The organism is Providencia sp. PROV223, assembly GCF_028479245.1.
In the GTDB taxonomy this organism is placed as follows: Bacteria; Pseudomonadota; Gammaproteobacteria; order Enterobacterales; family Enterobacteriaceae; genus Providencia; species Providencia rettgeri.
The window spans coordinates 1-25,436 of record NZ_JAMPNG010000010.1 but is presented as its reverse complement, the minus strand read 5'-3'; the positions used below and the strand labels follow the sequence as shown (position 1 = coordinate 25,436).

Genomic DNA, 25,436 nt, shown 5'->3' with positions numbered 1-25,436 from the left:
GGGGTCACTTTTTCAATTTAATTACTCAGCCGTCTTTTCTTCTACATTTAAATGGGCTTCAAGTGCGCTAACGCGTTGTTCCATTTTCGCTAATTTTTCGCGGGTGCGTAACAAAACTTGAGTTTGAATATCAAATTCTTCACGGCTGACTAAGTCTAATTTACCGAGCTGTGATTGTAACAGTGAACGCAGTTTTTTATCAAAATCTTCACCTAAATCACGTACGCCTTGCGGTAAAGCGCCTTGAATTTGGCGGGCAACTTGTTCAATTTTTTTCGGATCGAGCATTCGCGGGTCCTTCAGTTAATCAAGATATTATTAAGCGTAGTGTAATACCTCTTTTCGCCTTGTGCTAGCTCGAATTAGTTAGCAAAAAGGCCTCGTTGTATTATCTGTGACGAGAGCAGCTTGCTATTCGTCTAAGATAGTGAAATTAACCGTGATAACTCTAAGTTTTTATTCATGTTTTTTGACTAAAAGTGTGAGTCATTCGCCAATTTTGATTATCATCGTTGCGAACTTGAATTATTGGCGTTATATTAATTGCGTATATCTCAGGGCGGGGTGAAAGTCCCCACCGGCGGTAAACATGCATCACGCATGAAGCCCGCGAGCGCTTTACCATTTTGTGGTAAAGGTCAGCAGACCCAGTGTGAATCTGGGGCCGACGGTTATAGTCCGGATGGGAGAGAATTAACAGTATCTGCATGTTTGTGCTGTTACGCACAATAGTGTTCTGCATACCTGAATAGGTAAATGCCTGTTGTTGGCTATTTATATATTCACCATTTCTCGTATTCCTAAGACTGCCTTGATTCTGGTAACTAGTTAATAACTATTTAAGAGGTTTTTTACCATGGATCATTCGCTACTTTCTGTATTCGGTAATCCTATCGAGCGTGTTGAAAATGCTATCGAGGCTTTACGCCAAGGTAAGGGTGTTCTTGTTCTTGATGATGAAGATCGTGAGAACGAAGGCGATTTAATTTTTGCTGCAGAAACCATGACTGCGGAACAAATGGCATTTACCATTCGTTATAGCAGTGGGATCGTATGTCTTTGTATCACTGAAGAACGTCGCAAGCAGCTCGAATTACCAATGATGGTGGAAAATAACACCAGCCAAAACCAAACTGGCTTTACGGTAACCATCGAAGCGGCAAAAGGCGTGACTACGGGGGTTTCTGCGGCGGATCGTATCACCACTATTCGTGCTGCTATTGCTGATAATGCAGTTCCTGCTGACCTAAATCACCCTGGCCACGTTTTCCCATTGCGTGGACGTGATGGTGGGGTATTAGCGCGTCGTGGACACACTGAAGCATCTATCGACCTTGCAACTCTAGCGGGTTTCAAACCTGCTGGTGTGCTGTGTGAGTTGACTAATGATGATGGTTCTATGGCTCGCACCCCAGAAGTGGCAGCATTTGGTAAGCAGCATGGTTTGACGGTTGTGACAATTGAAGATTTAGTGCAGTACCGTCTTCAGGTCGAGAAGAAAGCGAGCTGATCCTCATAATATTTTGAGGAAGAGCTCTAGATAGAGATTTTGATAAGTTTAAATATTAATAGGCTAAAATAAGCTAATTTATTTAAATTATTGATAGTACGTTAAGCATATAGAATGTTATTAAGGCCACTGAGTTGCACACCTCGTGGCCTTTTCAATTTTTTTGATGATCATACTCATAATTAGCCCACTGTGTTTTTGACAGGAAAGCGTATGCTGTAGGAAGAAACTAATTGAGTTGGAGTTGAAATCATCATGTCGCTAAATACTTCAGTGGTAAAAAATAAGATCCCTGCCATTTTTATTGGTCATGGTAGCCCCATGAACGCGATTGAGGATAATCCTTATACTCAAACGTGGGAGAAACTCGGTAAAGCTTTACCTCGGCCAAGTGCAATTTTAGTGATTTCAGCCCACTGGTATACGCGTGGAACCGCAGTTACTTCGATGTTAAAACCGAAAACGATTCATGATTTTGGTGGGTTCCCTGAAGCCTTGTACCAAATCGAATATCCTGCCCCTGGTTCTCCTGAATTAGCTCAGCAAGTTGCCTCATTATTAGCCCCTGAGCCAATTTACCTTGATGAACAAGAGTGGGGATTAGACCATGGCACGTGGGAAATTTTGGTACGTATGTATCCAGAAGCCGATATCCCCGTAATCCAATTGAGTATCGATGGTAGCAAGCCTGCTATTTGGCACTATGACCTTGGAAAAAAACTATCCGTTCTAAGGGATGAAGGTGTATTGATTATGGGGAGTGGCAATGTTGTACACAATTTACGAGCGATGAATTGGCAAAATTCCCATGCTGAGCCATACCCGTGGGCAATATCTTTTGAGAAATTTGTGTATGACAATCTGAAAAGCCATGAAACGCCACATCCACTAGCTAGCGGATTGGAACGGGAGGATGGCAAATTGTCGAACCCATCACCAGAACATTACTTGCCTATTTTACCTATTTTAGGCACTTGGGATGGTCAAGAAGAGATTAGTACACCGATTGAAGGAATTGTGTCAGCATCGTTAAGTATGTTGTCTATTCAGGTAGGATAAATTTTTCTGCTATAGCTTTGTTTCATAAAAAAGCCCAAATCATATTGCTATGTTTGGGCTTCATTTTTAGCTTTAAGTATGATTAGTCGATGATCGTATGTGGGTAAAAACGTGATAAATCTTGAGTGATCAATTCTTTATCTTCACGAATACAGATCCCCGCAGGTTGATCATTCACCAACCAGCTTCCGACTAAGGTGTAGTTACCTTCAAATTGTGGAAGTGGATGGAACTGTTGAATAATCATGCCTTCTTCGCCGTAAGGACCATCCGCGGCTGCAATTTCTTTACCGTTTTCGATAATACGGATATTAGCACCTTCACGAGAGAATAGTGGTTTAATAACGTATTTTTCGAGTTCTGGTTGGGTTTTGCCATCCGCAAAATAAGCAGGCAGTAAATTTGGGTGATCTGGGAACATTTCCCATAACATTGGCAATAAAGCTTTATTAGAAATGATGCTCTTCCATGCAGGTTCTAACCAGCGTACACCAGCGTCTTGCAATTTAGTCGAGAAAATTTCTCTTAGCATAAATTCCCATGGATATAGCTTGAACAGGTTACTAATCACCTGATCTTGTGTATCCGAAAATTCACCTTTTTCACCCAGACCAATTTCATCGATATATAAGAATTCAGTGGCAATACCAGCTTCATTTGCACAGTCTTGTAAATATTGAACGGTACCGCGATCTTCTTCTGTGTCACGGCAACAAGACATATGCAACAAACGGAAACCATACTGATCTTTTAATTGCGTAAAGCGCTCGATTAATTGCTCTTGAATGCTATTAAATTGATCGGCGTTTTCAGGGAGTTTTCCTGCTTCAATTTGATCTTCTAGCCAGATCCATTGGAAAAATGCAGACTCATATAATGAGGTTGGAGTATCCGCATTGTTTTCCAATAGCTTAGGTGGGTTAATACCATCGTAAGCGAGGTCAAGCCTGGAATATAAAGAAGGTTGTTCGCTTTTCCATGAACTGCGAACAAATTCCCAGCAATGCTTAGGGATCTGAAAACGTGCCATTAGCTCATCGCTTTCAACAACACGTTCAACCACTTTTAGGCACATTTGATGCAACTGCTCGGTTGCATCTTCGATTTCTTCAATCTGTGCCATAGTGAATTGGTAATACGCATCTTCTGACCAGTAAGGCTCACCATACATAGTATGAAATTCAAAGCCAAATTCAGAGGCTTTTTCGCGCCAGTTTGGGCGCTCTACTATAGGAACTCGTTTCATTACTTATCAACCACCCATCGAACGGGAAGAAGAGGTTGATTTTGCAGAAGAAGATGAACGTTGTGCCATCGCTTGTTTATTTACGGTGTCACCAAAACCACCACGGGTAACGGTTGAAGTTGTTGGTGGTTTAGGTGCCATGGCTGTTTTCGGTACGCTCATTGAACGACCACCTGCAACTGCAGGGCCATAGCTTTTACCTGATGCATCCACAAACTTACCGTTGGCTGGGCTAGCTGGGTTTTTTGAGCTGAATAATGGTTGTGATGCAGCGCTACCGCCCATCATACGGCCCATCATATAACCCATCATTAATGGCATCCACATGCTACCACCGCTGCTTTGTGCTTGGGCCGTTTGTTCACCATTGGTTGAACTAGTGCCTGCAAGACCTGCTTGAGCTGGAGCTTGAGTACACATTGATTCACCAAACTCAGCAATGCAGTCAGCTTGAGTTTCATATTTAGGTGCAGTTTTAGCCGCTTCTTGTAGAGCATTATTGTAGGCGATGGTGCACTGTTCTGCTTGCGATGGGTTCGCTTGGCTACAATCTTGCGCATTGGTGTACAGTGATACGGTTTCATCGCTTTCTTCACAAGCGGAAAGCATAAATACAGCACTGACCGCAACAGCCACAGGTGCTAAACGGTATGAACGCCAAGACTTACGGAAGGCGCTCTGGTTAATATTTTTGGTACGCTTCATGGTCATGGTAATTACCCTGAATTAAATTAAGTAAGATGTTTTTAGATGTTAGCTCTAGGATAGGGGATAAACGCTGAAAATTAAAGCAGAAATATAGGAGAAATGAGCTGAATTTATCATTTTGATAACTTTCTGCTATTTTTCCCTAATTAGCATGGCGTTTCTTGAAGAGAAAATAATATTTTTATTTTATATCAATATATTAGATGTAGGTTGTTTTTTGCTCTAATGCGTAGTAATAAGAGTGAGAATTCACTGAATTTGTGCCCGTGGCTAATGAAAAGGCGTTATAAACGGTTTAATTAGTACAAATTAGCAATTCTAAGTTGTTTGCAGGATTACCCTCAAAAAATAACCCGCTATGTAAGCGGGTCATTATGTCATTTTCACATGAGCTAAATATTTTAGTTCATTTTTGGCGCATTGGTATTACGGATAATACTACTTGCAGAGGTTGAAATCTCTTTACCTAAATTCGCATTCAGGCGTGCAATATCGTCTTCGTTCAATGTGCCGCGAGCAAATTCGATATTCAGTTGGTTAATCATGTAGTCATAACGCGCATTAGACAGATTCTGCTTCGCTTGGTATAGCGCTGTTGTTGCTGTCAATACGTCAACAATGGTACGTGTTCCTACTTGGTAGCCTGCTTCCATCGCATCTAATGAGCTTTGTGCGGAAACAACAACTTGTTTGTAAGCATTAATACTACTGATTGACGATGCTACGTTATTAAATGATGAGCGAACTAACTGAACCACATTGCGATAAACGCTTTCTAGTTGCTCACTAGCACCTTGGAAACCATATTGTGCTTGTTCGACCTGAGAACTTACTGCACCACCACTATACAGTGGAATGCTTAAATTTAAGCCAATGCTATTTTGGCCGTTGTAGCTATTGCTCGCACTACCGCCATATGGAGTATTATAACCACTGCCGTGTTGGTAACTATTTGTGACTGATGTTGAGGCATCAAGGCTAACCGTTGGCATGTGACCTGTTTCCGCTAAACGGATGTTTTCACGAGAAACGTCTTGTGCTAAACGTGCGCTTAACAGGCTGAGGTTACGCTCTTCCGCTTCTTTTAAGATAGCGTTGATATCGCCCAGTTCATTGGTTTTAAAACGGTCGATATTTAAAGAGGCAAGTTGGTTATAGTACACGCCGCTGACTTGACGCAATTTTTCAATCGCATTTTCTAACTCGTTACGGCCTGCAACTTCTTGTGCTATAACGCTATCATAGTTTGCACGGGCGTTTTGCACGTCAGTAATAGCAACAAGACCAACGTTAAAGCGTTGTGTCACTTGGTCTAATTGGCGATAAACAGCTTCTTTATTCGCTTCAATATAAGATAACGCGTCAATCGCTTTTAATACGTTAAAATACGCAATTGCAGTATCTAAAATTAATTGCTGCTGACTTGTTTGGTAAGTGACATCAGAAATACCCGCTGTTTTTTCTTGGATAGTTAATTGACGCCATTTAGACATATCAAACACAACTTGGGTTAGTTTCAGTGAAGCATTTAAACCTGTGCTTTCAGTGTTTCTTGCATCACGGTAACCGCTTCCGTAGCTAGCTCCTGCACCTAAACCTAATTGTGGCAATAATGGGCTACGAGATTCATTAATTTTTTCAAAAGCTTGATTACGTTCTGCTAATGATTTTCTTAACTCAGGGTTACTTTCTTTGGATTTTTGGTAAACCTGTAGTAAATCTTCTGCGTAGCTATTGGTACTGAGACCCACAAAACTCATCGAAATTAAAAGGGGAAGCAGTTTCTTCATTTTGATTCCTTGATTAAACAGCAAATTAAGTTGAGTCTGTTGCCTAAAACGTACCATGCCTAACTAGGCGATAGATATTAAATTATCCGTTTTAGAGACAGTTATTAAAAACAGACACTACGTTGCTCTTAGATTTGAATAATGGCGCTTATTGTAACAGAGTATCACTTCTATTAACGGTAGCCTTTTGTGCCATTTTGTCTCAATTTATTAAACATTACCTCATCTGAGGTTAAAAAACCTTAAAAACTGTTTTAATCCACAATTATTTCCTTAAGATGGAATAATTGGGTTTGGAGAATGCAATGACAAAACAAATAAAGCAGCCAATTAAATATGGCAAGAATGATGTTGAAATTATATCCAAGCGTAAATTATTTAACGGTTTTTTTCAAATGGTTGAATATCAATTTCGACATCGTCTTTTCGCGGGCGGATGGAGTAAAGAAATTCGCCGTGAAGTTTTTGAACGTGGTCACGCAGGTGTGGTTTTACCCTATGACCCGAAAACGAATAGTGTTGTTTTAATTGAACAAATTCGGTTACCTGCGATCGAAACTAGCGAAACACCTTGGCTGCTTGAAGCGGTTGCTGGAATGATTGAGCCAAACGAATCGCCCGAAGAGGTTATTCGTCGTGAAGCCGTTGAGGAAGCTGGGCTTATTATTGGTCGTACTGAAAAAGCAGTAAGTTATCTTTCTAGCCCGGGTGGTACGACTGAACGTATGCATGTATTTATCGGTGAAGTCGATAGCAGCCAAGCGAAAGGGGTGCATGGGCTAGCGTCAGAAAATGAAGATATTTGTGTGCATGTGGTTAGCCGAGAACAAGCTTATCAATGGGTCGAAGATGGCACAATTGATAATGCAGCAACCGTTATTGCTATTCAGTGGTTACAGCTCAACCAGCAAAAACTTTATGAAAAGTGGATGAAACAGTTTTAAATAACGATTAATCTGGTGAAGTGTGTGCTGATTATCAGAAAGTTAGAAAGTAAAGTTTTAAGATAGTTATAAGTGTGTTTAGCTTTTATATAGTTTTAATGAATAGATTAGGTACTAAATAATATTTAAGGAAAGGAATACTTTTGGACAGCCAGCTTGAAGTGACTGCGAAGAACTCTAAAATTGTGAGAATTTTACAGGTTACTGATACGCATCTTTTTGCTAATACAGAAAATACGCTTTTAGGGGTAAATACTTACCGTAGCTATCAGGCGGTACTTGATGCTATCACAGAGCAAAATCTTCCAATTGATTTAATTGTTGCGACAGGGGATCTGGTTCAAGACCAATCACCACAAGCTTATCAGCATTTTGCGGATGGTATTGCGCGTATTCCTGCCCCTTGTGTATGGCTTCCTGGTAATCATGATTACCCACCTGCTATGGTAGAAACACTGCGAGTTGCTGGGATTTCAAGTGCTAAACAAATTTTAATTGGCGATGAATGGCAAATTCTGATGCTTGATAGCCAACTTCAAGATGTACCTCATGGTGAGCTTTCTGAACAACAATTGGAATGGATGAAAGCCAGCTTAGATGCTGAACCTGAACGTACCACATTGATTATGCTGCATCACCATCCTCTAGCTTCGGGTTGTACTTGGCTTGATCAGCACAGTTTGAGAAATTCACATATTTTAGCTGACTACTTAAAAAACTACCCAAATGTTAAAGCGATGCTATGTGGCCATATTCACCAAGAAATGGATGAAAACTGGCACGGGATTCGGTTATTAGCTACGCCTTCTACTTGCGTACAATTTAAACCTCACTGTACTAATTTTGCCCTTGATACTGTCGCGCCGGGTTGGCGATATTTAGAATTAAGCATTAATGAGCAAAGTCAAAGGCATATTACAACCCACGTTCACCGTTTAGACACAAGAGAGTTTAGCCCTGACCTTGACTCTGACGGTTATTAATTCGCTTATGTCTACTCTACTTTATATTCATGGTTTTAATAGCTCACCTCAATCCGCTAAAGCTAATAACTTAAAGCAATGGATTGACGAGAATTATCCACATATTAATATGCTTGTACCGCAATTGCCGAACTACCCTCAGCAAGCTCAAGCGATGTTGGATGATATTATCCAACAGCACCAGCATGAAAAAATGGGGCTAGTTGGGTCTTCACTAGGCGGTTATTTTTCGATTTGGTTTTCAGAGCGTTATCAGCTCCCAGCTGTCGTTGTAAACCCTGCAGTGCGTCCTTTTGATTTACTGCAAGACTACTTAGGCGACAATACAAACCCATATACTCATGAACAATATGTGTTGGAAGAAAAGCATATCCATGAGCTAAAATCCTTATACATTGAAAGACTCGCATCTCCTCATCTTATCTGGCTACTACAGCAAATGGGCGATGAAGTACTTGATTATCGAGAGGCAGTTGCCTATCTTTCAAAGTGCAAACAAACTGTGGAACCTGACGGTAATCATGCCTTTATTGGTTTTGAAGCTTACTTTTCTCAAATTGTTGATTTCCTTCAATTGGCAGAGAAATAGTGTCAAAACGTATGAACACTGTTATTATCAACAGTAACTCACTGATTGAATAGTTCAATTAATCACCTATTACCGCAGAATGACAACATGACTCAATCTAGTTATAACGCAGAGGCCATTGAAGTCCTCAGTGGTTTAGAGCCTGTTCGCCGTCGTCCGGGGATGTATACCGACACCAGTCGACCGAACCATCTGGCTCAAGAAGTAATTGATAATAGCGTCGATGAAGCGCTTGCGGGGCACGCGAGCCACATCGAAGTTATTTTACATGCCGATCAATCCCTTGAAGTAATCGACGATGGGCGCGGTATGCCTGTCGATATCCACCCTGAAATGAAAGTGTCAGCTGTTGAGCTGATTCTAGGGCAATTACATGCAGGGGGAAAATTCTCCAATAAAAACTATCAATTCTCAGGTGGTTTGCATGGTGTCGGGATTTCTGTCGTCAATGCGTTATCAAAACGTATTGAAGTTACTGTTCGTCGTGATAGCCAAGTGTATCAAATTGCTTTTGAGAACGGCGACAAGGTTGAAGATTTGCATGTAATAGGGACTTGTGGCAAACGTAACACAGGTACTAGCGTGCATTTTTGGCCAGATGGCAGCTATTTTGATAGTCCAAAGTTTTCAGTAACTCGTTTAACTCATAACTTAAAAGCTAAAGCCGTTTTATGCCCTGGCGTGAAAATCACGTTTAAGGATAAGCTCAATAATACAGAGCAAAGCTGGTGCTACAGTGACGGGTTGACCGATTACCTAATGGAGTCAATTGACGGCCTTGAAGCGTTGCCGCCAAAACCGTTTACAGGCGAATTTTCTGGGGAAACTGAAGCGGCGCAATGGGCGTTGCTCTGGTTGCCTGAAGGTGGTGAATTACTAACAGAAAGTTATGTCAACCTTATCCCAACAGCGCTAGGTGGGACCCATGTTAATGGTTTACGCCAAGGGTTGCTTGATGCAATGCGTGAGTTTTGTGAATTCCGTAATATATTGCCTCGTGGTGTTAAGCTCTCCGCTGATGACATTTGGGAGCGCTGCACTTATGTGCTTTCCGTTAAAATGCAAGACCCACAATTTGCAGGGCAAACGAAAGAACGTCTGTCTTCGCGTCAATGTGCTGCGTTTGTTTCGGGTGTGGTAAAAGATGCTTTCAGTTTATGGCTTAACCAGAACGTGCAAGTGGCTGAACAACTCGCAGAAATGGCAATTTCTAGCGCGCAACGTCGAATGCGTGCAGCGAAAAAAGTGGTGCGTAAAAAACTCACCAGTGGCCCTGCATTACCGGGTAAATTAGCCGATTGTAGCTCCCAAGACCTGAGTATGACGGAATTGTTCCTTGTAGAAGGGGACTCCGCGGGAGGGTCTGCAAAACAAGCTCGTGACCGCGAATATCAAGCTATCATGCCGTTGCGCGGTAAAATCCTCAATACATGGGAAGTGTCTTCTGATGAAGTTTTAGCTTCCCAAGAGGTACATGACATCTCTGTTGCTATTGGGATAGACCCCGATAGCGAAGACCTTAGCCAATTGCGCTATGGGAAAATTTGTATCCTTGCGGATGCGGACTCCGATGGCTTGCACATTGCTACACTGCTATGTGCATTATTTGTCCGTCATTTCCCAACATTAGTAAAAGCAGGGCATGTCTATATGGCAATGCCACCGTTATATCGTATCGATTTAGGTAAAGAAACGTTTTACGCCCTTGATGAAAGCGAAAAAAATGCTGTGCTTGAACGTCTTAGCCGCAAGCGCGGTAAACCCAATGTTCAACGTTTTAAAGGGTTGGGTGAAATGAACCCACTGCAATTACGTGAAACGACATTAGATCCAAATACTCGTCGTCTTGTACAGCTAATTATCGATGATGAAAACTACCAAGAAACACTTGCTGTCATGGATATGCTTCTTGCTAAAAAACGCTCTGAAGATCGCCGTAATTGGCTGCAAGAAAAAGGCGATATGGCTGAAATTGATGTCTAATATTCGAATTGCGATGAGAAAGGAACGAATTGAATGAGTGAAATTACTCATGATGGTGTAGAGCGTTTACCGCTGCATGCCTTCACTGAAAATGCCTATCTGAACTATTCGATGTACGTCATCATGGATAGGGCATTACCATTTATTGGCGATGGGCTTAAACCTGTTCAGCGCCGTATTGTGTATGCGATGTCAGAACTTGGCTTAAGCAACACTGCGAAATACAAAAAGTCCGCCAGAACGGTGGGCGATGTTCTCGGTAAATATCACCCACATGGTGATAGCGCTTGTTATGAAGCGATGGTGTTGATGGCGCAGCCATTTTCTTACCGCTACCCGCTGGTGGATGGCCAAGGGAACTGGGGGGCACCCGATGACCCTAAATCATTCGCAGCAATGCGTTATACAGAATCACGTTTATCAAAATATGCTGAAATTTTACTCAGCGAACTTGGCCATGGCACAGTTGATTGGGTACCAAACTTTGATGGTACGCTAAACGAGCCAAAAATGTTGCCGGCACGTTTACCGAATATTCTGCTAAACGGTACAACGGGAATTGCGGTTGGGATGGCGACAGATATTCCACCCCATAACGCCCGAGAAGTGGCTCAAGCGTTGGTTGCTTTACTGGATAAACCGACACTAAATCTTGATGACATCATGGCATTTGTACCGGGGCCTGATTATCCAACTGAAGCAGAAATTATTTCTTCCCGTGATGATATCCGTAAAATTTATCAAAATGGGCGCGGTTCTGTACGCATGCGTGCTGTGTGGGAAAAAGAAGATGGTAATGCGGTTATCACGGCTCTACCTCATCAAGTTTCTGGGGCGAAAGTCTTAGAACAAATTGCCAGCCAAATGCGTGCAAAAAAATTGCCGATGGTTGAAGATTTACGTGATGAATCAAACCACGAAAACCCAACTCGTTTAGTGATTGTTCCGCGCAGTAATCGTGTTGATCTTGAACAAGTCATGACACACTTATTTGCGACAACAGATTTAGAGCGTAGTTACCGTGTTAACCTAAATATGATTGGTTTAGATAACCGACCAGCGGTAAAAGGGCTTGTTGAGATCTTAAATGAGTGGATTGCTTACCGTCGTCAAACCGTACGTAATCGCTTAAATCATCGGTTAGAAAAAGTATTAAGACGTTTACATATTTTAGATGGTTTATTAATTGCCTATCTGAATATTGATGAAGTCATTGAAATTATTCGTACAGAAGATGAACCGAAAGCGGTTTTAATGTCACGTTTTAATATCAGTGATACCCAAGCTGAAGCTATTTTAGAGCTAAAATTACGCCATTTAGCCAAGCTTGAAGAAATGAAGATTCGTGGCGAGCAAGATGAGTTGGCTAAAGAACGCGATGATTTACAAGCGATTCTCGGGTCTGAAAGACGTTTAAATACGTTGATTAAAAAAGAGATTCAATCTGACGCCAAAGATTACGGTGATGACCGTCGCTCCCCGTTGCATGAGCGGGAAGAAGCGAAAGCAATGAGCGAGCATGAAATTTTACCGTCAGAACCGATTACCGTTGTGCTTTCTGATATGGGATGGGTGCGTAGTGCTAAAGGGCATGATATCGAACCGACTAACCTAAATTATAAAGCAGGAGATGGTTTTAAAGGAGCAGCACGAGGCAAGTCAAACCAAGCGGCGGTGTTCCTTGATACGACAGGGCGCAGCTATTCTGTGGACCCACTGGAATTACCTTCAGCGCGTAGTCAAGGTGAGCCTCTAACGGGTAAATTAACTCTGCCTCCAGGTGCGACCATTGAGCATGTATTAATGGCGCCTGACGAACAGAAATATTTAATGGCTTCTGATGCAGGTTACGGTTTTATTTGTACCTTTAATGATTTAGTCACTAAAAATAAAACAGGTAAGGCCTTAATCTCCTTACCTGAAAACGCCAAAGTATTAGCACCAATTGAACTGCATAATGAACAGGAAGATTTGCTATTGGCAATTACCAAGGCAGGGCGTATGCTGATATTCCCTGTAGCGGATTTACCTCAACTTTCAAAAGGTAAAGGTAATAAAATTATCAATATTGCTGGCGCGCAAGCGGCAACGGGTGATGATTTATTGACTTGGTTGATGATCTTGCCTGTGGGGGCATCAATGACCTTGCATTTTGGTAAGCGGAAACTGAAATTTAAAGCAGAAGATTTGCAAAAATACCGTTCAGAACGTGGCCGTAAAGGGACGTCATTACCGCGTGGAATGCACAATATTGAGCGTATTGATATTGAGCCAGTAGATACTGAATAATTAACAAAAACAAACCTTATAAATCTTGTTGAGTATGAAGTTCAAAAGGTTTATAAGCAGACAATATTCATCATGGGGCTGCGAAGCCCCTTACAATTTGGGGTTAGTATGTTAGCGCTGATTAGAGCGATCATTGTCATTATCTACACTATTTTTGTGTGCATAGGCGGCGGTATTTACTGCTTGTTTAGCCCACGCAACCCAAAACACGTAATGACATTTGGCCATATGTTTGGGCGGTTATCCGTCGTGTTTGGGATTAAGGTTATTAATCGTGTACCTGAGAAAGCCAAAAGTTATGGCCCAAGTATTTATATAGGGAATCACCAAAACAATTACGACATGGTGACTATGTCAAATGGGGTATTACCGAGAACAGTTACAGTCGGTAAAAAAAGCTTGGTTTACATTCCATTTTTTGGTTTTTTGTATTGGATCACCGGTAATATTTTGATTGACCGTGCGAATCGTTCTAAGGCGCATAATACGATCACGCAAGTCGCAGACCAGATCAAAAAACGTAAAATATCCGTATGGATGTTCCCTGAAGGAACGCGTAGTCGCGGTCGTGGTTTATTGCCATTTAAAACAGGGGCATTTCATGCGGCTATTGCAGCAGGGGTACCTATTGTGCCTGTTTGCGTTTCGAGCACACAAGGTAAAATTAAGCTAAACCGTTGGAATAACGGTAGCGTAATTATTGAAATGTTAGACCCTATTGATACATCACTTTATACCCGTGAGCAAGTGAGGGAATTATCGGAACATTGCCATGCTTTAATGGAAGCAAAAATTAAAGAACTCGATCTTGAGGTTGAAGAGATGGCAAAACAGGGTAAATAGCCTAACCGATTGAATTTATTTTAATAATAGGCAATATGTGAATATTGCCTATTATTTTAGATTGAACATAGCATAAACTGTCTTTATTGTTATCGACTGCCTGACTTTCCTTTTCTAATTACTTACCCTTACTATTTATAATCTTATTAATTAAATTTTAATGTATTGGATAGATATTTTTAGAATTTAGCCTTTTTTCGCGATATCATGGCTCACAAATTATTGCGGTCTTAAATTGTTGTATCTAAGTAGTTATATTGCTAGCGCCAACCTAAAATTAGCCATATCATTGGCTGAATATTTATAATATCAAATAATAAAATGCGCTGGAATTTTGTTTAGCGGAGAATTTATGTCATTCAATCGATGCCAAACCCTAATAGCGGCAGGGATGGCTCTATGTTTGTCCTATGCGCCTATTTATGCAAATGCAGAAGGGGCAACAGCTTTACCTGTACCACCGTTATTAGAATCACGGTCTGGACAGCCATTATTTTTAACATTACAAAAAATTCATTGGTCTTTTGATGGAAAATATTCAGCCGATATTTGGGGAGTTAATGGTTCTTCTCCTGGCCCGACTGTCAAAGTAAAAAATGGCGATGATATTAAGCTTATTTATAGTAATCGCTTACCTGAAGCCGTTTCGATGACTATCAGTGGCTTGCAAATACCAGGAACACAAATAGGTGGAGCCGCACGGTTAATTTCACCTAATGCGGACTGGTCTCCGGTGATCCCGATACGCCAAAATGCAGCTACGCTCTGGTATCATGCGAATACTCAAGGGAAAATGGGCGAACAAGTCTACAATGGTTTATTAGGGATGTGGATCATTGAAGATGATGTGACGAAAAACCTGCGTTTACCGAAACACTATGGTGTTGATGATTTTCCGGTCATTATTCAAGATAAGCGCTTAGATAATTTTGGCGTTCCAGAATACAAAGCGGATGAAAATGGTTTTTTAGGCGATACATTACTGGTTAACGGCGTGCAAAATCCATACATTGAAGTTTCTCGAGGATGGGTGCGCTTACGGTTATTAAATGCGTCGAACTCCCGTAATTATGTAATGAAAATCAGTGATGGCCGCCCATTTTCGTTGATTGCATCTGACCAAGGTTTACTAACTGTCCCTGTGAGTGTTCAAGAACTACCGTTAGCGCCGGGTGAACGACGCGAAGTCTTGATTGATATGGCTAAAACGCAAGAGTTAACTATCACGGCAGGTGAGTCGGCGACCTTTATGGACCGCTTAAAGGGGTTATTCGAGCCATCGAATAATTTAATTTCAACTAATGTGCTAACTATCAAAGCGACAGGGTTAATGTCATTAGTAACAGACGGCTTACCGACACAATTAGTTGAAGATAAAACGCAAGTCACATCCAGTATTACACAACGCAATATTCACCTTAATGATGGTTTTGGTATTAACAATGCGACCATTGATACAAATAGGGTCGATTTCTCAAGTCTCCAAGGTAATTGGGAGCGTTGGGTTGTGACGACGAATGAACCGCAAGCGTTTCATATTGAAGGTGTGCGTTTTAAGGTTTTAAACCGTAATGGTAAACCAACTCCACCAGAAGACTATGGCTGGAAAGATACGGTATGGGTTGATGGTCGCGTTGAATTATTAGTGGAAATGATGCAGCCATCCTATAACCACTTTCCTTTTTTATTCTATAGTCAAAACTTGGAAAAAGCGGATTTAGGTTCAGTGGGGCAGTTGGTTGTTGCACCGCAAGACACAATGCAATAATTCGTATTACAACAATATTGAATATTTAAAAAGCAGGCATTTAGCCTGCTTTTTTGATGGGAGCTAATAAGGCTAGCTTAGCGCCACTCGAACACCAAAGGCGATTAATACCACTCCGAGAACCTTATCAACATAGGTTTGTACTTTTGCTAGGCCTTTTCTGACAGGGGCACTTTGGATCAAAAAGACTAATATTGGCCAATAAATGACAGCTAAGCCCCAAATAATAAAGGCAAACCATAATTTTTCACCGACGGTAGAATTAACATCTAATACTTGAGTGAAGACGGCTAAAAAGAATAGCGTGGCTTTTGGGTTTAATACATTGCAGAGGAAACCTTGCATAAAGGCTTTCTTGAATGAAACAATTTCGTGTTTACTGGTCGTAAGATCAACGCTATGGCCGGATTGCGGAAGTAAGCTTTTGACACCGATCCAAATTAAATAGGCCGCACCTGCGTATTTTAAGATATTAAACAGCCAAGGTGTGGTGGTAATTAAAACAGCTAGGCCCGCAACGCAGTAGGACATATGCAACGCGATAGCGACTATCACACCACATGCAGACATTAATGCCGCAGAGCGTTGATAGCGAGCTGAGTTTTTGACAATTAAAAAGAAGTCAGGCCCTGGAGAAAGCATACCGAGTGCCGCGATGGTCGCAACCATAATACTCGTTTCGTACATTTTTGATCTCTTTTCCCGTTCAATGTTGGTAAATAAAAATGACCGACTAAATACTCGTATTTAGGCTGATATCAGAGGGTTCATTTTGTTTTTTCATGTTATTTTTAGTCGTAAGTTTATCAATTTGAGTATAAGTGATTCAAACCTGTTTAAGGAAGCTTAAATTTAGTCGACGAAACAATTCTCTTTCCGTATAGTGTGCTCAATTTTTATATCTTGTTTCTAAGGTGAATAGATGAATATTAGCTTAATCGCAGCAATGGCGATCGATCAGGTTATCGGCATGGAAAAAGCGATGCCTTGGAATTTGCCGGGGGATCTAGCGTGGTTCAAACGAAATACGTTAAATAAACCGGTTATCATGGGGCGTGTGACCTATGAATCTATTGGGCGCCCATTACCACAACGTGTAAATATTGTATTAAGCAGTGTTCCTGGCACTGATTCTGATGTGATTTGGGTAACGTCAATTGAAGAAGCGTTAGCCGCGGCACAAGCAATTGAAAATGTTGATGAAGTGATGGTGATTGGCGGTGGTAAAGTTTATCAACAATTTTTACCATTAGCGAATAAACTCTATTTGACTCATGTTGATGCCGAAGTTATTGGTGATACCCATTTTCCAACTTATGAGCCTGATGAATGGGATTCTATTTTTACGGAATACCATGAAGCTGATGAAAACAATACCCATGGTTATTGTTTTGAGATCCTAACCAAAAGAGCTTAATTTTTGGTTTGATCACAAAATGGCGCTTAATTGCGCCATTTTGCTATAACTTACAGTTGATCATATAAAAAGTTATTCTTTGCGGCGTTTTTGATATGACTTTTGGCGGTGATACTGCTTGGTTTCCCAATGGAATAGCGTCAAGTCTCCTCCCCAGCAGCACCCAGTATCTAAAGCATAGACGTTATCGGGGGTACATTTTCCTTCGAGCGATGCCCAGTGACCAAAAAATACCGAGTAATCATCAGGAATTTGGCTTGGTAGATCGAACCACGGTTTTAGTGGGGCAGGTGCCTTTTTGGGGTTTTCCTTGCAAATCATATCTAATTGCCCGTTCGGAAAACAGTAGCGCAGACGTGTTAAGGCATTGGTACTAAAACGCAAGCGTGCTAGCCCCATTAGGCTTTCAGACCAGTTATTTGGCATATCACCATACATGGAGTCGATAAATAGTGGATATGCATCACTGGAAAGCACTGCTTCAACTTCTCTTGCACACATGCGTGCTGTTTTGATATCCCATTGCGGAGTCATACCGGCATGGGTCATCAAGATCTTTTTTTCTTCATCAATTTGTAATAAAGGTTGGCGACGTAACCAATTGATCAGTTCGTCAAGATCAGGGGCATGTAATAACTCATCGAGGTGATCTTTGGGTTTATTGCGACTGATCTTACAGTAAATTCCCAACAGATGGAGATCATGGTTACCAAGCACTAGACGTACGGCTGAGCCAAGGCTTTTTACATAGCGTAAAACTTGCAGTGATTCAGCTCCGCGAGCAACGAGATCGCCTGTTAACCATAATGTGTCTTTGGTTGGATCAAAATGAACACTTTCCATCAAGTCACGGAGTTCACGATAGCAACCGTGAATATCACCTACTAAATATGTCGACATAATTAATTAATCAGTGTTGGGATGGCAAGACGAAAAGCAGGGATATCAACGTGGAAACTGTCCCCTTGCGTACTTATCATCACATAATAACCTTCCATCGTACCCATTGGTGTTTCAAGGATTGCGCCACTGGTATAACGATATTCTTTTCCTGGCTGAATAAGGGGTTGTTCACCCACTACTCCTTCACCTTGAACTTCGGTTTTATGGCCATCACTGTTAGTAATGAGCCAATAACGGCTCATTAATTGGATAGGTTCCCGCCCTAAATTACGAATGCAGATTGTGTAAGCAAACACATATCTCGCAATATCGGGTTGAGATTGGCTTTCTATATAGACACTCTGAACTTGGATGCTAACATTCGGCTCATTAAGCATAGTGCCTCCTTCAACAGACTATTCTGAACGGTTAGAGAGATAGTTTGCCATTTTACAATATTGTTCAACAGAAATATTTTCTGCTCGAGTGCTTAAATCAATACCCAGCTCTGTTAACTCTTCAACGCTGAATAAATCCCCAAGACTGTTACGAACAGTTTTACGGCGTTGATTGAAAGCTTGTGTGGTAATGCGACTTAAAAATTTAATGTCTTTTACCGGATATGGGTTTTCACGATGAGGAATCAACCTAACAATGGCAGAATCTACTTTTGGTGCGGGTGTAAATGCAGTCGGCGGTACTTCTAACACAGGCACCACATTACAGTAATATTGTGCCATGACACTCAAGCGGCCAAAGGCTTTGCTGCCAGGGCCTGCGACCAGACGATTCACCACTTCTTTTTGCAGCATGAAGTTCATGTCAGCAATGGAGTTGGTGAATGTGAATAGATGGAACATTAATGGTGTAGAGATATTGTAAGGCAAGTTACCAAAAACGCGCAGGGGTTGACCTGCTTGTTCGGCTAATTCACCAAAATCTACTGTCATTGCATCTTGCTGAATGATAGTTAATTTATCTTTTAGCTGAGGGTGAACGTGTAAGCGTGCTGCAAGGTCACGGTCAAGTTCAACTACAGTCATTTTATCGATTCGGCTACCGACAGGTTCGGTTAAGGCACCTAAGCCGGGACCAATTTCTACAATGGACTGACCCGGCAGCGGGTTCATGGCATCCACGATGCTGTCGATAATAAATTGGTCAGTTAAAAAGTTCTGCCCGAAGCGTTTGCGGGCAAAGTGCCCCTGATGGACTCGATTATTCATGTATTCTTAGATGTCATTTGGATAGCTAACTTTAATGCGGTGATAAAACTTCCCACATCAGCATGACCCGTACCAGCGAGTTCAAGGGCTGTGCCATGGTCGACAGAGGTACGGATAAAAGGCAGGCCGAGAGTAATATTTACTGCTCTGCCAAAACCTTGGTATTTTAACACAGGAAGGCCCTGATCGTGATACATTGCTAACACTGCGTCTGCATGGTCTAAATACTTAGCTTGAAATAGGGTATCTGCAGGCAATGGCCCAATCAAATTAATCCCTTTTGTGCGCAGGTTTTCGAGCGCGGGCTCTATCGTATCAATTTCTTCGGTACCCATGTGCCCGCCTTCTCCTGCATGTGGATTTAAACCACAAACATAGATGGCTGGTTTTTCAATACCAAATTTTGTTTGTAAATCATGGTGTAAAATCGTGATGACTTCATTCAGGCTTTGTTGAGTGATGGCAGCTGACACGTCCTTGAGTGGCAAATGCGTTGTGGCTAATGCAACACGCAGTTCTTCGGTAGCTAGCATCATAACAACGCGTTCACAGCCACTTCTTCCTGCAAAGAATTCAGTGTGGCCGCTAAATGGTACGCCAGCATCATTAATGATGCCTTTATGTACAGGCCCTGTGACTATGGCTGAGAATTCACCCTTTAAACAGCCGTCACAGGCTTTTGCTAAGCTTTCTACGACATATTGGCCATTATCAACGTTAAGTACACCTGCCTTTGCAGCCGTTGCTAAATGAACAGGTAGAACGGATAAACTACCCGCAGGTTGTACTTTAGTGACGGTATTGGGGATATATTCGGTTAATGTCAGTGGCAAATTCAGCGCTTTGGCACGCTGGCGTAACAATTCAGGATCAACACAGGCAACCAGCTCAACAGGCCATTGCTGTTGAGCAAGCTGAATCAGTAGGTCAGGACCAATCCCGGCAGGTTCGCCGGGAGTGATGACAATAGGCTTAATTTGATTTTTCATCTGTAGACTGGCTGTCACGGCCATCAACCATTTTCACATAAGCGGAAGCACGTTGTTCTTGCATCCAGCTCTGTGCTTCTTCATTAAATTTACGGTTGAATAGCAGGCGGTACGCTTGGTCTTTTTGTGCCGCATCTGTTTTATCAACGTTACGAGTGTCTTCTAATTGGATTAAGTGCCAACCAAAATTTGATTGAACAGGTTGGCTTAATTCGCCTTTATTCAGTCTCATTAATGCATCACGGAAAGCCGGGTCGTAGACATCAGGCATATTCCAACCTAATTCACCACCTTTTAATGCGCTACCTGGATCCTCAGAATTCTCTTTTGCTGCATCTTCAAATGAAACTTTGCCTGAACGAATTTCCTGAGCAATTTTGGTTAATTTTTGTCTTGCCTGTGCATCATCCATAATTGGTGATGACTTAATTAAGATGTGACGTGCTTTCACTTCTGTGACAGAAATCGGTTGGCTGCCACCACTTACATCATTTACGCGTAAAATATGGTAGCCGACACCGGAACGAATTGGGCCAGCAATATCGCCTTTTTTCGCATTTTTCAGCTGCTCAGCAAAGACAACAGGCAATTCTTGTAGGCGTGACCAACCCATATTACCGCCTTTCAGCGCTTGAGGGTCTGCTGAATAAGCGATAGCTAACTTACCAAAATCTCCGCCTTTTTTCAGTTCAGCTAAAATTTTATTCACTAATGCTTCAGCGTTTTTTAGTTGTTCTTGCGTTGGGTTTTCTGCCAACGGGATCAAGATATGGCTTAGATTAACGCCCATTTCATAATTGGCTTGTGAGCTCATTTGCTCTGCAAGAGAATCAACCTCTTGAGGTAAAATGGTAACGCGGCGGCGAACTTCATTGTTACGCACTTCAGCGATCAGCATCTCTTTACGAATTTCGCTACGATATTGATTCATATTGATGCCATCTGCGGTTAAGCGTTGTTGCATTTGCTGCAGTGTTAAACCGTTTTGACGAGCGATATCCGTAATAGTTGCATCCACGGCTTCATCTGGAATATTGATTTGCATTTGGCTAGCCATTTGCAAAATGATGTTATCCATAACGAGACGCTCGAGGATCTGATGACGCAGAGTTTGATCATCAGGCACTTGTTGACGTGCGTTCTGAGCGTTCAGTTTTACTGTGTTGATCATATTCTGGACGTCACTTTCCAGCACAACACCGTTATTGACGACCGCAGCGACTTTATCCATTTGCTGAGGCGCAGCCAAAGCAGTGGAGCTTGCGAACATCAGTCCCAGAATAAGCGTTCTCCAATTCTTCATAATGGTCCTATAAATATTGACTTTGATTCCGCAAAAGCGGGCTAATCTCTTTTTTACTCGTCATACTTCAAGTTGCAGTATTGTTGACTGCGTTCATTCGCACTAGTCACATACTCATGTATGCTCCTAGCGACTCACTTGCTTGTCGCCTAACTGCAACTCGAATTATTTAGAGTAAATACTCGTTATACCTTAAGTTGCAGTATTGTTGACTGCGTTCGTTCGCACTAGTCACATACTCATGTATGCTCCTAGCGACTCACTTGCTTGTCGCCTAACTGCAACTCGAATTATTTAGAGTAAATTTATGTTATTTTTATCAGAAAGCACGTTGATAAGGCATAATGCCACTTTCTAACATTTTCTGACTACCTAAACTATGATTGTTATTTAGGCCTCTAAGTTCCACATTGATTGACCATTTATTGTCATATTCACTGCTAAACTTCTCTTTTTGCCAACCAACTATCTTACGTTCATAGCCAAGATTGACTGCCCAGCAACAAGTATTGTATTGCAAACCAACCAGTTGGCTCGCAGGTTGCTGTTGTTTGGTATCATAATAATATGAACCTACAAAGCCCCAACGCTCGCTTAATGGCCAACTCATGACAGCACCCACTTGTGAAATGCCGCGTTGGTATTCAGGCAGTGTATAGGTATAGCCACCATTCGCAGTATCTTCACGACGGAAGGTTGCTTGAATATAATCGCGGTCAACGAAACGGTAGTTCAACTGAACTAAACGATCGGCATCTAAACGGTATTCTGCAACCGCATTCCCCATTGTGACATTACCGAGACGGCGGTCATATTGTAACCCACCACGCAAGCCCCAGTTATTATCAATTCGCCACATAGAGTCAGTGGCCCACAATAATGAACCTGTGTTGCTTTTATCATCTATTGGGCGATTTGAATCACCAGCACGTGGGCGTTCAAAGTAATAAATTTGCCCCACAGAGAAGTTAAAGCGCTCAGCTAAAGTATCGTCATAAACACGTGTTGTGACACCTGTGGTGAACTGGTTTGCAGAGGCGATACGGTCAAGGCCACTGTAAATCCGGTCACGGAATAAACCGCTATAGTCTGACTGCAGCAATGAAGAGTCAAAGTTATTGATATTATCTTGATCTTTATACGGAATATACAAATATTGGACACGTGGTTCTAATGTTTGAACGAAATCGCTGCCTTGGAAAAGGTCTCGTTCGAAGACAACTTTTGCATCGCTTTTAAACATGGGTAGAACACGCGTAACATTTTTTTCTAAGCTAGTATCCGTATTCGAGCGAGGAATATCTTGGTCGTAATGAGTCGCATACAATTTGATGCTGTTATTCATATTTGCCCAACCATTAGACAATGGCAGGTTTACTTCTGGCTCAATGTGTAAGCGAGTTGCGTCTGGGTTATTTTTACCCACACTCGTAAAACGAGCAGCTTGTGCGTAAGTATGCACGTCAAAGGCACCTAAATTATTTTTATAATAATTGAAGTCCACTTGTGGCTCTGCTTTATAAGCGCGCTTGTTGGGGTTATCCGCAAAAATTTGGAATTGCTTGTGAGTGACTTTCGCATTCCAGTTTGTATCTGAATAACCTGCACTGAATTTTTGCGTAGCGTAGCCATCAGTGGTGCTACCGTACTGGGAACTAAAGTCAGTAAAATAGCTAGGGTCGCTCACTTTGGTATAGTCAGAGCTGAAGTTCCAATGCCCCGCGTAAGTCCCAGAATGGCGCCAGTAGAATAACCAACGGTCATCGCTATCACGATCTTCACGCTTACCACGTTCTTTGTCTTTGATATAAGCACGGTCATGATTTAGAAAATCAAAGGCCACGGTGCCTGTACCTGGAGCAATAAGGTAGCGGAATTCATTATTTAATTTTACACCACGGTGGGTCATAAATTGCGGTGTAATTGTGGCATCGTAGTTTGGTGCAATATTCCAATAATAGGGTAATGAGAACTCTAGCCCATCGTTACTTGAATAACTTCCCGTCGGAATTAAAAAACCTGAACGGCGCTTATTGCCAATCGGTAATTGCATATATGGGCTATAGAAAATAGGCACGTCACCCACTTTAAAGCGCGCATGCCAAATTTCAGCGACTTCTTCTTCGCGGTCGATAATGACTTCAGAGCCCGCGACGCTCCAGCTATTATTACCGGGTAAACAGGTTGTGAATGTACCGTTTTCCATAATAGAGTAACGGTTTTCACCACGCATTTTCATTTTCGTCGCATCACCACGCCCCTGACGGCCTACCATCATGTAGTTACCGTCATTCACATCAGTGTTTTTATTATCTAAGTTAGACCACGCAGAAGGGCCTTTTAAGATAATTTGTGGGTCATCGTAGTGCACATTACCAGTGGCTGTTACTTCACGCACAGGGAGTTCACCCGCTGTTTCTGTTTGGGTGAGTTTAACGTTATCAGCGGTTAATGTTTGGTTCCCTTGTTGAATATCGACATTACCTTCATATTCAACAAAATTAGGGTATTCACCACGGACATCTTCAGCGGTAATGTGAATCGGCAGGTTATTAGGGTCACCTTTTACAATCGGTTTGGTGTAAACAGGGACACCCAGCATACACTGCTGTGCAAGGTCAGCATGCGCTTGCTGACTATAAATTGCCGCCCATACCATGGTGGCGAGTAGTGTTGGATAGCTTTTTTTCATCATTAAATATGGGGTTCCGTCATCATTGGCATCGCCAGCAAACGCTCAAAGACTAACTTAGCCAACCACTTTGCGCCAGTATAATGTAAGAAACTTTACGCGCGGGTAGTTATGCATAGAGCTGAATGAATAGTATGATAATGCAAAATTGCATTTTGAGCATTGAAGAATTGAGGGATATATGCACTATTGGGGCAAAATTATTGGCGTTATACTCGCAATCGTCTCTGGATTGGGCTTTTGGGGAGCGCTAGTTGGGTTAATTATTGGGCATGGTTTTGATAAAGCATCGATTCAACGTAAATTTGCAGGGAGAATGAATAAGCGAGATCGCCAAATCATTTTCTTTGCGAGTACCTTCCAAATTTTGGGGCATTTAACGAAGTCCAAAGGCCGTGTAACCGAGACAGATATTCAGCTTGCGACCAATTTAATGGACAGAATGCAATTACATGGAGAAACACGAAAAGCGGCTCAACAAGCATTTAGAGAAGGCAAATCCCCTAACTTTCCATTGCGTGATGTATTAAAGCAATTACGTATGGCCTGTTATGGCCGTTTTGACTTGATTCAGATGTTTCTGGAAATTCAATTACAAGCTGCTTTTGCTGATGGGCAATTACACCCGAACGAACGAAAAGTGTTGTTTATTATTGCCGAAGAGCTCGGTATTTCTAAGGTTCAGTTTGAACAGTTCTTGGATATGATCCAAAGTGGTCGCCAATTTGGCCAAGGATACTCTCAGCAGCAATCAGGAGGGTATTATCAGCAATCAAATGGCCCAACCCTTGAAGATGCTTGTAAAGTGCTTGGTGTGTCTCCTAGTGATGACCCAACAAAAATTAAGCGAGCCTATCGTAAACTGATGAGCGAGCATCACCCCGATAAACTGGTTGCGAAAGGTTTGCCGCCAGAGATGATGGAAATTGCGAAGCAAAAGGCGCAGTCTATCCAAGCAGCTTATGACTTAGTTAAGAAGGAGCTCGGCTTCAAATAAATTTCCCCGTCATATTTCGCGCCGCAGCGTTGTTGGCTGCGCTCGCGCACCCTAGTCACATACTACTGTATGCTCCTAGGGATTTGCTCTCTTGCCGCCTAGCTGCAACACGAACTATTTAGGGGAAATCAGGCTAACGAAGAAAAACCAAAAAATCTCGCTTTGTTGTCTTCATTCATGAACCCTAGTCACGTAGTTATCTACGCTCCTAAGGATTC

22 protein-coding genes and 1 riboswitch are annotated in these 25,436 nt (G+C 42.0%); of the genes, 11 read left to right on the top strand and 11 right to left on the bottom strand.

Annotation, left to right across the window (positions count from 1 at the left end; genetic code table 11):
• Positions 1-21: 21 nt before the first annotated feature.
• Positions 22-288 (bottom strand): ubiquinone biosynthesis accessory factor UbiK, encoded by a 267-nt coding sequence (gene ubiK, locus PR767_RS12425; protein WP_004257742.1) that lies wholly within the window; start codon positions 286-288, stop codon positions 22-24.
• Between the two features lie 258 nt (positions 289-546).
• Positions 547-698: riboswitch (FMN riboswitch) on the top strand.
• A 158-nt stretch (positions 699-856) separates the two neighbouring features.
• Here ubiK and ribB point away from each other — a divergent pair.
• A complete protein-coding gene (gene ribB, locus PR767_RS12420; protein WP_004908582.1) occupies positions 857-1,510 on the top strand; it encodes a 3,4-dihydroxy-2-butanone-4-phosphate synthase in 654 nt (217 codons plus the stop codon).
• 255 nt (positions 1,511-1,765) lie between these two features.
• The gene (gene ygiD / locus PR767_RS12415; protein WP_004908585.1) at positions 1,766-2,569 is read left to right on the top strand and encodes a 4,5-DOPA dioxygenase extradiol; all 804 of its coding nucleotides are present in this window, start codon (positions 1,766-1,768) and stop codon (positions 2,567-2,569) included.
• 82 nt (positions 2,570-2,651) lie between these two features.
• Here ygiD and PR767_RS12410 read toward each other — a convergent pair whose 3' ends face one another.
• The 3 genes from PR767_RS12410 to tolC form a co-directional block, all read right to left on the bottom strand.
• The gene (locus PR767_RS12410; RefSeq protein ID WP_004908587.1) at positions 2,652-3,815 is read right to left on the bottom strand and encodes a glutathionylspermidine synthase family protein; all 1,164 of its coding nucleotides are present in this window, start codon (positions 3,813-3,815) and stop codon (positions 2,652-2,654) included.
• A 6-nt stretch (positions 3,816-3,821) separates the two neighbouring features.
• Positions 3,822-4,526 carry a DUF1190 family protein gene (locus PR767_RS12405; protein ID WP_042851529.1) on the bottom strand — a complete coding sequence of 235 codons (705 nt, stop codon included), beginning with the start codon at positions 4,524-4,526 and terminating at the stop codon, positions 3,822-3,824.
• Positions 4,527-4,924: 398 nt separating this feature from the next.
• Positions 4,925-6,313: an outer membrane channel protein TolC gene (gene tolC, locus PR767_RS12400; RefSeq protein ID WP_042851530.1), complete on the bottom strand. Its 1,389-nt coding sequence runs from the start codon at positions 6,311-6,313 to the stop codon at positions 4,925-4,927.
• 305 nt (positions 6,314-6,618) lie between these two features.
• Here tolC and nudF point away from each other — a divergent pair, with 305 nt between their 5' ends.
• From nudF to ftsP, 7 genes are all read left to right on the top strand, one after another.
• Positions 6,619-7,257: an ADP-ribose diphosphatase gene (nudF, locus tag PR767_RS12395; protein WP_004908597.1), complete on the top strand. Its 639-nt coding sequence runs from the start codon at positions 6,619-6,621 to the stop codon at positions 7,255-7,257.
• Positions 7,258-7,400: 143 nt separating this feature from the next.
• Complete coding sequence (cpdA, locus tag PR767_RS12390) at positions 7,401-8,240, top strand: 3',5'-cyclic-AMP phosphodiesterase (RefSeq protein WP_109911776.1); 840 nt, start codon at positions 7,401-7,403, stop codon at positions 8,238-8,240.
• Between the two features lie 7 nt (positions 8,241-8,247).
• Positions 8,248-8,829 carry an esterase YqiA gene (gene yqiA, locus PR767_RS12385; RefSeq protein ID WP_004908603.1) on the top strand — a complete coding sequence of 194 codons (582 nt, stop codon included), beginning with the start codon at positions 8,248-8,250 and terminating at the stop codon, positions 8,827-8,829.
• An 87-nt stretch (positions 8,830-8,916) separates the two neighbouring features.
• Positions 8,917-10,812, top strand: coding sequence for a DNA topoisomerase IV subunit B (gene parE, locus PR767_RS12380; protein ID WP_004908605.1), 1,896 nt, complete (start codon positions 8,917-8,919; stop codon positions 10,810-10,812).
• Between the two features lie 33 nt (positions 10,813-10,845).
• The gene (gene parC / locus PR767_RS12375; RefSeq protein WP_004908608.1) at positions 10,846-13,101 is read left to right on the top strand and encodes a DNA topoisomerase IV subunit A; all 2,256 of its coding nucleotides are present in this window, start codon (positions 10,846-10,848) and stop codon (positions 13,099-13,101) included.
• A gap of 108 nt (positions 13,102-13,209) precedes the next feature.
• Positions 13,210-13,944: a 1-acylglycerol-3-phosphate O-acyltransferase gene (locus tag PR767_RS12370; protein ID WP_004908611.1), complete on the top strand. Its 735-nt coding sequence runs from the start codon at positions 13,210-13,212 to the stop codon at positions 13,942-13,944.
• Positions 13,945-14,296: 352 nt separating this feature from the next.
• On the top strand, positions 14,297-15,712 hold the full coding sequence (gene ftsP / locus PR767_RS12365) for a cell division protein FtsP (protein WP_109911778.1): 1,416 nt from the start codon (positions 14,297-14,299) through the stop codon (positions 15,710-15,712).
• Between the two features lie 72 nt (positions 15,713-15,784).
• Here the strand turns inward: ftsP and PR767_RS12360 are convergent, their stop codons facing one another.
• Positions 15,785-16,399, bottom strand: coding sequence for a LysE family transporter (locus PR767_RS12360; RefSeq protein WP_004908618.1), 615 nt, complete (start codon positions 16,397-16,399; stop codon positions 15,785-15,787).
• A gap of 235 nt (positions 16,400-16,634) precedes the next feature.
• Between PR767_RS12360 and folA the strand changes: the two genes are divergently transcribed.
• Complete coding sequence (folA, locus tag PR767_RS12355; RefSeq protein WP_004908621.1) at positions 16,635-17,129, top strand: type 3 dihydrofolate reductase; 495 nt, start codon at positions 16,635-16,637, stop codon at positions 17,127-17,129.
• Positions 17,130-17,201: 72 nt separating this feature from the next.
• On the opposite strand, the gene apaH is transcribed toward folA, so the two are convergent.
• The 6 genes from apaH to lptD form a co-directional block, all read right to left on the bottom strand.
• Positions 17,202-18,029 carry a bis(5'-nucleosyl)-tetraphosphatase (symmetrical) ApaH gene (apaH, locus tag PR767_RS12350; RefSeq protein ID WP_004908624.1) on the bottom strand — a complete coding sequence of 276 codons (828 nt, stop codon included), beginning with the start codon at positions 18,027-18,029 and terminating at the stop codon, positions 17,202-17,204.
• A 2-nt stretch (positions 18,030-18,031) separates the two neighbouring features.
• On the bottom strand, positions 18,032-18,409 hold the full coding sequence (gene apaG, locus PR767_RS12345) for a Co2+/Mg2+ efflux protein ApaG (protein ID WP_004908625.1): 378 nt from the start codon (positions 18,407-18,409) through the stop codon (positions 18,032-18,034).
• An 18-nt stretch (positions 18,410-18,427) separates the two neighbouring features.
• Complete coding sequence (rsmA, locus tag PR767_RS12340) at positions 18,428-19,237, bottom strand: 16S rRNA (adenine(1518)-N(6)/adenine(1519)-N(6))-dimethyltransferase RsmA (RefSeq protein WP_109911779.1); 810 nt, start codon at positions 19,235-19,237, stop codon at positions 18,428-18,430.
• The gene (gene pdxA, locus PR767_RS12335; RefSeq protein ID WP_272520416.1) at positions 19,234-20,226 is read right to left on the bottom strand and encodes a 4-hydroxythreonine-4-phosphate dehydrogenase PdxA; all 993 of its coding nucleotides are present in this window, start codon (positions 20,224-20,226) and stop codon (positions 19,234-19,236) included. The genes rsmA and pdxA overlap by 4 nt, the downstream gene beginning before the upstream one ends.
• Positions 20,210-21,529 (bottom strand): peptidylprolyl isomerase SurA, encoded by a 1,320-nt coding sequence (surA, locus tag PR767_RS12330; protein ID WP_042851532.1) that lies wholly within the window; start codon positions 21,527-21,529, stop codon positions 20,210-20,212. The genes pdxA and surA overlap by 17 nt, the downstream gene beginning before the upstream one ends.
• A gap of 319 nt (positions 21,530-21,848) precedes the next feature.
• On the bottom strand, positions 21,849-24,224 hold the full coding sequence (gene lptD / locus PR767_RS12325) for an LPS assembly protein LptD (RefSeq protein ID WP_272520394.1): 2,376 nt from the start codon (positions 24,222-24,224) through the stop codon (positions 21,849-21,851).
• A 178-nt stretch (positions 24,225-24,402) separates the two neighbouring features.
• On the opposite strand from lptD, the gene djlA reads away from it, so the two are divergent.
• Positions 24,403-25,218, top strand: coding sequence for a co-chaperone DjlA (djlA, locus tag PR767_RS12320; RefSeq protein WP_004908636.1), 816 nt, complete (start codon positions 24,403-24,405; stop codon positions 25,216-25,218).
• The last annotated feature ends 218 nt before the right edge of the window (positions 25,219-25,436 follow it).